Annotated in this window: 7 protein-coding genes; 3 read left to right on the forward strand and 4 right to left on the reverse strand. The window is 72.2% G+C overall.

Features of this window, described 5'->3' with window-relative positions; genetic code table 11:
* From AB0C99_RS39005 to AB0C99_RS39020, 4 genes are all read right to left on the reverse strand, one after another.
* Positions 1 to 329 (reverse strand): ATP/GTP-binding protein (locus AB0C99_RS39005; RefSeq protein ID WP_362485177.1); only part of this gene is annotated, 329 nt, incomplete at its 3' end.
* Positions 310 to 714, reverse strand: coding sequence for a DUF742 domain-containing protein (locus AB0C99_RS39010; RefSeq protein WP_046905434.1), 405 nt, complete (start codon positions 712 to 714; stop codon positions 310 to 312). The genes AB0C99_RS39005 and AB0C99_RS39010, both read right to left, overlap by 20 nt.
* 155 nt (positions 715 to 869) lie before the next feature.
* Positions 870 to 1,283: a roadblock/LC7 domain-containing protein gene (locus tag AB0C99_RS39015; RefSeq protein WP_046905435.1), complete on the reverse strand. Its 414-nt coding sequence runs from the start codon at positions 1,281 to 1,283 to the stop codon at positions 870 to 872.
* A 9-nt stretch (positions 1,284 to 1,292) separates the two neighbouring features.
* Positions 1,293 to 5,246, reverse strand: coding sequence for a nitrate- and nitrite sensing domain-containing protein (locus AB0C99_RS39020; RefSeq protein WP_362485179.1), 3,954 nt, complete (start codon positions 5,244 to 5,246; stop codon positions 1,293 to 1,295).
* 567 nt (positions 5,247 to 5,813) lie between these two features.
* On the opposite strand from AB0C99_RS39020, the gene AB0C99_RS39025 reads away from it, so the two are divergent.
* From AB0C99_RS39025 to gltX, 3 genes are all read left to right on the forward strand, one after another.
* Positions 5,814 to 6,002 (forward strand): hypothetical protein, encoded by a 189-nt coding sequence (locus tag AB0C99_RS39025; RefSeq protein ID WP_362485181.1) that lies wholly within the window; start codon positions 5,814 to 5,816, stop codon positions 6,000 to 6,002.
* A gap of 138 nt (positions 6,003 to 6,140) precedes the next feature.
* A complete protein-coding gene (locus AB0C99_RS39030) occupies positions 6,141 to 6,935 on the forward strand; it encodes a fumarylacetoacetate hydrolase family protein (RefSeq protein WP_362485183.1) in 795 nt (264 codons plus the stop codon).
* Positions 6,928 to 8,447 (forward strand): glutamate--tRNA ligase (gene gltX, locus AB0C99_RS39035; RefSeq protein WP_362485185.1); only part of this gene is annotated, 1,520 nt, incomplete at its 3' end. The genes AB0C99_RS39030 and gltX, both read left to right, overlap by 8 nt.

An 8,447-nucleotide genomic window follows, 5' to 3' on the forward strand; every position in this document is an offset into this window, starting at 1 on the left:
ATGGCGCCGCGGACCAGGTCGTCCCACATGAACCAGAAGCGGTCCTGGCCGGGCGTACCGAAGAGGTACAGGATCAGGTCCTGGTCCAGGGTGATACGGCCGAAGTCCATCGCCACCGTGGTGGTGGTCTTGCCCCCGGTGTGCGTGAGGTCGTCGATCCCCGCCGAGGCGGAGGTCATCACGGCCTCGGTTCGCAGCGGGTTGATCTCGGAGACCGCGCCGACGAACGTGGTCTTGCCCACGCCGAAGCCGCCCGCCACCACGATCTTCGCGCTGGTGGTGGAGCGACCCTGAGTCGCGGAACCGCCGTCAGAGCTTGCGAAGTCCACTGAGCACCCTTTCCAGGAGCGTCACGTCCGGCGTGCCGCCGGCCTCACCGTTGCCCGGCTGGTGGATCGCCACCATGCCCGCCTCGGCCAGGTCGGCGACGAGGATGCGGGCCACACCGAGCGGCATCGACAGGAGCGCGGAGACCTCCGCCACCGACTTCACCTCGCGGCACAGGTGGCAGATCCGCTGGTGCTCGGGGAGCAGGGTGGCCAGGTGCGCCGGGTCGGCCGTCGTGCTGACCAGCGCCTCGATGGCGAGCTGGTAGCGCGGCCGGGTCCGGCCGCCGGTCATCGCGTAGGGACGGACCAGCGGCTGGTCGCCCTCGCCGTAGCCGTCGTCTATCGACGCGCCATACGGATCGTGAGAGGCGGGGGGCGGGGTCATGAATCCTCCGGGCGTGACAGCAGAGACTTCTGCCGTCTGATGGGGCCGGTGGGGGGCCGGATGGGGCGGCCGGACGGTGAACGGTCCGGGGGCGGCGCGGAGGGGCGCACCGCCCTGCGGTCGGTCTGGGTTCGACTACGAGGGTCGGCGCCCGCTCAGTGGAGCAGGCTGCCCTGGAGCTCGGCACGCAGGTCCGGGGTGAGGACCGTGCCGGCCCGGTCCACGAGGAGCGCCATCTCGTAGCCCACGAGGCCGATGTCGCACTCGGGGTGCGCGAGCACGGCCAGCGAGGAACCGTCGGAGACGGACATGAGGAAGAGGAAGCCGCGCTCCATCTCCACCACCGTCTGGGCGACGGGGCCGCCCTCGAAGATCCGGGACGCCCCCGCGGTCAGCGAGGTCAGTCCGGACGCGACCGCCGCCAGTTGGTCGGCACGGTCGCGGGGGAACCCTTCGGACATGGCAAGGAGCAGTCCGTCGGCGGAGACCACCACCGTGTGCGACACCCCGGGGGTGTTGTCCACGAAGTTGGTGATCAACCAGTTCAGATTCTGCGCCGCCTGGCTCATCGCGCTCAACTAACGCTCCTGCTGGTGGGTCGGACCGAGGTCGTGGGAACCCGTGGTCGAGTTACCGGCCTGTCGGCCCTGCTGGATACCGCGGCGCAGATTCGTGAGCCGGCCGCGGACGTCGTCGGGTGCGCGGGAGACCTGGGGGCCGGCCGACTGGGCCTGCTCCTGGGCGGTCCCGGGCACGAGGTTGGCACGCGGCACCCGCCGCGGCAGCCCGGAGGTGGTGACACCGCCGGCCGCGGGCTTGCGCACCCGCTCGGCCTGGCGCACCAGCTCGTCGTTGGGCGAGGTGCGCCAGGCGCCGCCCCGCTGCTGCTGTGCCTGCTGCTGCGTCTGCTGCGGGCCCTGCTGCTGCGGGGCCGCGGAGACGGGCTGCGGGGGGACGCCCTGGCCCGGCTGCCGGGACGGCAGGGGCGCCTGGCCCTGGGGCTGGGCCGGAGCCTGCTGCTCCTGGCCCTGCTCCTGGCGGAACCAGTTGGTCTCCAGGGTGTCGTACAGGGGGGTCCGCATCTCGCCGCCGGAGCTCGGCGCGGGCGGCAGGGCCTCCGGCTGGCGCGGCTGCTGGAGCTGCGGCTGCTGCGGCTGCTGGGAAAGTCCCGGCCGCCGCTGCTCCAGCGGGGCCTGCGGGGCCTGCTGCTGGGGCGCCTGCGGGGCCTGCGCCTGCGGGACGAACGGCTGGTGGCCGTACGCCTGCTGCGGCTGGGCCTGCGGGAGCTGCGGGGCCTGCTGCTGCGGGGCCTGCGCGTCGCCGAAGTCGGGGCGCGGGAACTGGCCGGTGGAGCCGGGTCCCTGTGCGTCGCCGAAGCCGGGGCGCGCGAACTGGCCGGTGGAGCCCGGCCCCTGCGCGTCGCCGAAGTCCGGGCGCGGGAACGGCGCGGTGGCCGCCGGGTCCTGGGCGCCGCCCTGGTAGCCCTGGGGCACCTGCGGCTGCTGGGCCTGCGGGAGCTGCGGGGCCTGCTGCTGCGGGGCCTGCGGGGCGCCGAAGTCCGGGCGCGGGAACTGGCCGGTGGAGCCGGGACCCTGCGGGAAGCCGGGCTGGGCGTAGCGGCCCGTGTCCGGCTCCTCGTGGCCGCGCGGCGCGTCCAGCGGCGTCATGTCCTGCTGCGGGCGGCGGACCGGCTGCGCCGGCTCGTTGCCCCAGCTGGTGACCTGCGGGCGCTGCGGCGCCGGGTTGCCGCCCGGCAGCTCGGCGCGCGGGAAACCGCCCTGCGGCTGCTGAGGTGCCTGGGCCCCGTGGGGCTGCTGGCCCTGCTGCTGACCCTGCTGGGCCTGCGGGAACTGCGGCGCCTGCTGCTGCGGCTGGGGCACCTGCGGCTGCGGGACCTGGGGGACCTGCGGCTGCGGGGCCTGCTGGCCGCCCCAGACGTCCGTACGCGAGGGGATCGCGCTCTGCGCGCCGCCGACGAAACCGCCGGGCGCGCCCGCGCCGAGCCCCGGACGCTGCTGCGGCTCGGGCCGCTGCCCGTCCTGCGGGACCTGCGGGAGGCGCTCCGTCTGCGGGCCCTGGGCCTGCGCGGGGAGCTGGCTGCGCTCCTGGAAGAGGTTCGGGCCCTGCGGACCGCCCTGGCCCTGCTGCCCGTTCGGGCGCTGGGCGCCCTCGCGGCCGGGCAGCGCGGTGCGCGGACCGGGACCGCCGGGGAGCCGCCCGCCGGGCGCGCCCGGGGCGCCGGGGCCGCCGGCCGCGCCGGGACCGCCGGTGAGCAGGCCGCCGGGGGCGGACTGGCCCTGCGGCATGGCGCCCTGGCCGCCGGCGCCGGGCTTCGGCGCGGGCTTCTTGCCGCCGTGGGCGACGTCGACCGGGAGCATGACGAGCGCGGTGGTGCCGCCCGAGTCGGACGGGCGGAGCTGGATCCGGATGCCGTGCCGCAGGGACAGGCGGCCGACCACGAACAGACCCATGCGGCGGGAGACCGAGACGTCCACGGTGGGCGGCGAGGCGAGCCGCTCGTTGATCGCGGCGAGGTCCTCGGGGGAGAGGCCGATGCCGGTGTCGTGGATCTCGACCAGCACCCGGCCGTCGGGCAGGGCGTGACCGGTGACCTTGACCTTGGTCTGCGGGGAGGAGAACGAGGTGGCGTTCTCCAGCAGCTCGGCGAGGAGGTGCACGAGGTCGTTGACGACCCGGCCGGCGACCTCGGTCGCGGGGACCGAGGCGAGCTCGATGCGCTCGTACTGCTCCACCTCGGACGCGGCGGCGCGGAGCACGTCGACCAGCGGGACCGGGCGGGTCCAGCGACGGCCCGGCTCCTCGCCGGCGAGGACGAGGAGGTTCTCGCCGTTCCGGCGCATACGGGTCGCGAGGTGGTCGAGCTTGAAGAGCGAGGAGAGCTGGTCCGGGTCGGCCTCGCGGGACTCCAGCTCGGAGATGAGCGAGAGCTGACGCTGGATCAGGCCCTGGGAGCGGCGCGAGAGGTTGGTGAACATCGCGTTGACGTTGCCCCGGAGGAGGGCCTGCTCGGCGGCGAGGCGGACCGCCTCGCGGTGCACGTCGTCGAAGGCCGCGGCCACCTGGCCGATCTCGTCCCGGGAGTGCACACCGACGGACTCGACGGAGGTGTCGACGTCCTGCGGGTCGGACTCGGAGAGCTGCTTGACGAGCTCGGGCAGGCGTTCCTGGGCGACCTTGGTGGCGGTGTCCTGGAGCCGGCGCAGCGAGCGGATCATCGACCGGGCCACGACGAAGGCGCCGACGAGGGAGACGCCGAGGACGAGGAGGATCAGCGCACCGTTGATGATGGCCTCGCGCTGCGACTCCTGGCGCAGCTCACGGGCCTTGCTCTCCATCTCGCCCAGCAGCGTGGCCTCGATGGTGTTCATGGCGTTGATCTTCGTGCCGTACTCGTCGGTGAAGTTCAGGTGACCGCGCTTGACGCGGTCGGACATCCCGCGGTCCGACTGGAGGACCCGCTCGGTGTACTTGTCGGCGGCCTCGATGTTCGGGTTGCCGGAGGTCAGCGCGGCGGTCAGCTCGTCGGCGTTGCCGCCCGTCGACTCGTAGATCGACTGGAAGGTCTTGAGCTCGACGCCCTCGGAGTTGAGGGCGGCCTCGCCGTAGAGGCGGTCACCGAGCTGGAGGCTGCCGGACTGGCTGTCGCTGGCGGGCAGCGCGGCGGCGATGATCGCCTGCTGGATGGAGGCGTACTCCTTGGCGGACGAGAACGCGGCGAGCGCGCGGGTCCGCTTGATCATCTCCGGGTTGCTGGTCGCCTGCGCCATGTCCTGGGACAGGCTGAGCAGCGAGCGGATCAGCCGGCTGTACGCCTCGACCGTCACCGAGTGGGCGATCTTCTTCTCGTACGCGGCGCCGCGGATCGCGCCGAGCTGGCTGACCTGCGAGGCGATCTGGCTGACGTTCTGCCGGATGCTGCGCAGCGACTCGTCGTCCTCGGTGGCCGGGATGTCGTTGGTCGCGTCGAGGAACGCCTTGTACGCGCGGTCGGTGCGCTGGCGCGGGTTGGAGACCTGGTAGTCGGAGGCCGACTTGCCGTTGGCCAGCGGACCGGCCGACAGGTCGCGCTCGGTCTGGAGGGCCTGCGCGAAGTCGGTGGCTTCCTTGGTCAGCTTGGTGAGCAGCTGCATGTGGTCGAGCTGCTGCATGTCGTCGAGCGACTCGTTGATACGGATGCCGCCGAGGCTGGTCGCCGCGACCACGGGGAGGGTCAGCAGGGCCACCAGGCGGGTGGAGATGCGCCAGTTGCGCAGGGCTATTCGGGGCCCGACCTCGTTCTCCGAACCCGACTTGGCGGGTGCGGGCTGCTCGGCGGGCGCCTCGGCGGCGCCGCGCGCGGCGGCGGGGCCGCCGGGGGTGCCGTTCTTGTCACCCGGTCCCGGGTTCGGCGGCTGCGGGGCGGAGGAGCCGTGCTGGGCTCCGGCACGCGGATCCTGCTCGGCGGGAGCTTCCCCTCGGCCCTCGCGGGCCTGGGAAGAGCCCGTGCCATCCCTCTTGAAACGTCCCTGCACTAGCGTCGCAACCTCTGGACCAGGCGTCCTTCCGGGTGAACGGAGAGGACGGTGTCGGCTTCGTGGGGCGCAGGCGCGCCCCAGTGGTGGTCGTAGGTGACCGGCGCAGATCCCCCTTTCCCGCCACTCGGCCGGCGCTGTGTCGCGCCTCCTGCGCGCCGGCTTGCAAACCCGCGGCGGTGCGGGAATTCCAGCACAGTGCCGGATCTCCAACAAGGGCTGTCGGGCGTGGCGCGAAGGGGATGACAACGCGTGAACGACGTGTCACCCCATGTAGAAGATGATCACGGAGGAATCGGGCGTATCGCACCGAAGGGGCGAGGTGGCCCGGGTGTCCCAGTCGCCATGATCAGGAGCGGAATGGATCATTCAATGGCGGAATGTCCGTTTCGGTGACGACGCATGACGGTGCGCAATGCCCTATTTGTTCTCGCGCAGGTGAGCAAACTCACACGTAGTTCGTTGGATCCGCCAGGCATTCGAAGGGAATTGCATGTTTAGCCTGACGCTTTACAAAATGGGTGGCGCACCCCCAGCCCCTCCCCAGACAAGGGAACCGAGACCGCGATGAACACGACGCCCGTACTCCGCACCACGGCCAACCCCCGCCGCGCGACCCTCGCCCACCTCGAGGACGCCGCCCAGCTCGGCCGCGGCGCCCAGCCCGAGTACGCCGTCCAGCTCCCGGCCCAGACGGCCAACCCGCGCCGCACCATCCTGATGGTCGCCCCGGAGCCGTACCGCCCGGAGCGCTAGCCGGCGGCCGTACGGCGCCGTACGGGCCGCACCGCCCCCTCCGGCCACCCGGCGGTATTCCCGCAGGGCCGGGCCCCTCGCCGCGTTAGCCTGGAGCGTCAGACTCCAGCCAGTAGCAAGTGAGGGGCGACAGCACTCGTGCGCATCGCCAGATTCTCCATCGACGGCAACGTCGCCTTCGGCGCGGTCGAGGGCGAAGGGACCGTCGAGTCCGGCGGCCTGGTCCTCGACATCATCAAGGGCATCCCGTACACCGACTTCGAGCTGAGCGGCACCAAGGTCCCGCTCAGCAAGGTCCGGCTCCTGCCGCCCGTGCTCCCCAACAAGATCGTGGGCATCGGCCGCAACTACGCGGAGCACGCCAGGGAGCTCGGCAACGAGGTCCCCGAGCTCCCGGTGGCCTTCTTCAAGCCCACCACCTCGGTGATCGGCCCCGGCGACGGCATCGAGTACCCCTCCTTCTCGCAGGAGCTGCACCACGAGGCCGAGCTGGCCGTGGTCATCGGCCGCATGTGCCGCGAGGTGCCCCGCGAGCGCGTCAAGGACGTCGTCTTCGGCTACACCTGCGCCAACGACGTCACCGCCCGCGACGTCCAGAAGCGCGAGCTCCAGTGGGCCCGCGCCAAGGGCTTCGACACCTCCTGCCCGCTGGGCCCCTGGGTGGAGACCGGCCTGACCCCGGCCGAAGCCGGCGACCTGGCCGTTCAGGCCACCGTCAACGGCGAACAGCGGCAGCTCGGCCGCACGAGCGACATGATCCGCTCCATCGAGGACCTGGTCGTCCACATCACCGAGGCCATGACGCTGCTCCCGGGCGACGTCATCCTCACCGGCACTCCCGCCGGGGTCGGCCCCCTCAACGTCGGCGACGAAGTCGCCGTCACCATCGAAGGCATCGGCACTCTCACCAACAAGGTGATCAAGCGTGGCTAACGCGATCCGCGTACGTTTCTGTCCCTCCCCGACCGGCAACCCCCACGTGGGCCTGGTCCGCACCGCCCTCTTCAACTGGGCCTTCGCCCGGCACAACCAGGGCACGATGGTCTTCCGCATCGAGGACACCGACGCGGCCCGCGACTCCGAGGAGTCGTACGACCAGCTGCTCGACTCCCTGAAGTGGCTCGGCCTCGACTGGGACGAGGGCCCCGAGGTCGGCGGCCCGCACGCCCCGTACCGCCAGTCGCAGCGCATGGACATCTACCAGGACGTCGCCGACAAGCTGCTCGCCGGCGGCTACGCGTACCCCTGCTACTGCACCGCCGAGGAGCTCGACGAGCGCCGCGAGGCCGCCCGCGCCGCCGGCCGCCCCTCCGGCTACGACGGCCACTGCCGCGACCTCACCGCCGAGCGGAAGGCCGCGTACGAGGCCGAGGGCCGCACCTCGATCGTCCGCTTCCGGATGCCCGACGAGCCGATCACCTTCACCGACCTGGTCCGCGGCGAGCTCACCTTCACCCCGGAGAACGTGCCGGACTACGGCATCCTCCGGGCCAACGGCGCCCCGCTCTACACCCTGGTCAACCCGGTCGACGACGCCCTGATGGAGATCACCCACGTCCTGCGCGGCGAGGACCTGCTCTCCTCCACCCCGCGCCAGATCGCGCTCTACAAGGCGCTGATCGAGCTGGGCGTCGCCAAGGAGATCCCCGCCTTCGGCCACCTGCCGTACGTCATGGGCGAGGGCAACAAGAAGCTCTCCAAGCGCGACCCGCAGGCGTCGCTCAACCTCTACCGCGAGCGCGGCTTCCTCCCCGAGGGCCTGCTGAACTACCTCTCGCTGCTCGGCTGGTCCTTCTCCGCCGACCGGGACATCTTCACCATCCCCGAGATGGTCGAGAAGTTCGACATCGCGGACGTGAACGCCAACCCGGCCCGCTTCGACCTCAAGAAGGCCGAGTCGATCAACGCGGACCACATCCGGATGCTCGACGTGAAGGCGTTCGCCGAGGCGTGCGAGCCCTGGCTGGCGGCCCCGCACGCGAACTGGGCCCCCGAGGACTTCGACCGCGCCGCCTGGGAGGCCATCGCGCCGTACGCCCAGACCCGCCTCACCGTCCTCTCGGACATCACGGCCAACGTCGACTTCCTCTTCCTGAAGGAGCCGGTCTTCGACGAGGCGAGCTGGACCAAGGCCATGAAGGAGGGCTCCGACGCCCTCCTCGTGACCGCCCGCGAGAAGCTGGACGCGGCCGACTGGAACGACCCCGAGTCGCTCAAGAACGCCGTCCTGGCCGCCGGCGAGGCCCACGGCCTCAAGCTCGGCAAGGCGCAGGCCCCGGTCCGCGTCGCCGTCACCGGCCGCACGGTCGGCCTGCCGCTCTTCGAGTCGCTGCAGATCCTGGGCCGGGAGTGGTGGCCAAGCTCCACGAGGCGGAGATCCCGGTCACCCCCAGCAGCACCGGCACCTACCACGCCGACCACGCCTACGGGAGCGCCGACGACGCC

The sequence above is a fragment of the Streptomyces sp. NPDC048659 genome, assembly GCF_040650575.1.
Classification (GTDB): domain Bacteria; phylum Actinomycetota; class Actinomycetes; order Streptomycetales; family Streptomycetaceae; genus Streptomyces.